Source organism: Hydrogenophaga flava NBRC 102514 (assembly GCF_001571145.1).
Taxonomy (GTDB): Bacteria; Pseudomonadota; Gammaproteobacteria; order Burkholderiales; family Burkholderiaceae_C; genus Hydrogenophaga; species Hydrogenophaga flava.
This window is the reverse complement of the sequence record NZ_BCTF01000066.1, coordinates 1-1,466: the sequence shown is the minus strand read 5'-3', so window position 1 is coordinate 1,466 and position 1,466 is coordinate 1. Positions and strand designations below refer to the sequence as shown.

Annotated in this window: 1 protein-coding gene; it reads left to right on the top strand. The window is 67.8% G+C overall.

What is annotated here, in order from left to right:
* Positions 1 to 61: 61 nt before the first annotated feature.
* A partial coding sequence (locus HFL01S_RS24395; RefSeq protein WP_066263938.1) for a methyl-accepting chemotaxis protein occupies positions 62 to 1,466 on the top strand: 1,405 nt, incomplete at its 3' end.

The following is a 1,466-nucleotide window of genomic DNA, read 5'->3' as shown; positions in this document are numbered from 1 at the left end:
GCTGATGAGCAGCCCCGACATGGGGCTGATGGACAGCGGTTCGCAGAGCCTGCAGTAAGCCATGAAGACACCAACCATCAACAACCGCTCGCTGGCACGTCGCGTCGCGCTGCTGGCGGTGGCCATGCTCTCCGGTGTGCTCGTGACGATCAGTGTCGTCATGAGCATGGTGGCCGAGGACCGCTCGCGCGAGCGGATCGTCCAGTGGGTGGGTGACAAGACCCAGTCGGTGGCCGATTCGGTGGACGCCTTCGACGCCACCGCGCGCCTGATGACCGACCGCGCCTACCGGCCATTCCGGGCCAAGTTCTCCCAGTTTTTTGAACTGGACGAGGCCAGCGGACTGATCAAGAGCTGGTCGTTCCGCCTCAACGGCGAAACGGGCGACGTGGACGACTTCAACAAGATGACCGGCGGTGTGGCCACCGTGTTCATGCGCAAGGGCGAGGACTTCGAGCGGGTGACCACCTCGCTCAAGAAGGAAAACGGCGAGCGCGCCGTCGGCACCCTGCTGGCGCGCGACCACCCGGCCTACCCGCTGATGCTGCAGGGCCAGAACTACACCGGCCGCGCCGTGCTGTTCGGCAAGCCCTACATGACGCACTACGAGGCGCTGAAGGACCACACCGGCAAGGTGGTGGGCATCCTGTTCATCGGCTTCGATCTCTCGGACTTCCAGACCGCGCTGCAGAAGCTGGTGAGCGAAGCCCGCTTCTTCGACAACGGCTCCACCGTGATCATCGATCCGCGCAAGAGCGATGCGGACGCGGTGTTCGTCGTGCACCCCACGGCGGCGGGCAAGAAGGTGCTGGAGGTCTATCCCTCGGCCGGGCCGCTGCTGGCGAGCCTGCGGGCCACGCCCGACGCCTTCGTGGCGGACACCACGCCGCTGGTCTCGAACGAGCTGTCCAGCCCCTGGGTGGTCAAACGCTCCACCAAGGCCGGTGGCTGGTGGGTGGTGGCCGAGGTGTCGGACGACGAGGCCATGGCGGCGCACTGGGCCACCATGTACGCCTTCTGGGGCCTGCTGGCTGCGGCCACCGCCCTGCTGGGGCTGGGCCTGTACTGGCTGGTCCGGCGCAATGTCACCCGTCCCCTGGGGGACCTGACCGTCGCGGTCACGGCCGTGGCCCAGGGCGACCTGAGCCAGCGCTTCGCCACGGACCGCAATGACGAGATCGGACGCCTGGTGCGCGAGGTTGAAGACATGCGCCAGCGCTTTGTCGGCATGATCGGCGCGCTGCGCACGGCCAGCGACAGCATCGGCACGGCCAGCGCAGAGATCGCCTCGGGCAACCAGGACCTCTCCAGCCGCACCGAGCAGGCGGCCAGCAACCTGCAGCAGACCGCGGCCTCCATGGAGCAACTGACGGGCACCGTCAAGAACAGCGCCGACGCGGCGCGCCAGGCCAACCAGCTGGCCGCCAACGCGTCCGAAATCGCCGTGCGCGGCGGTCAGGTGGTGG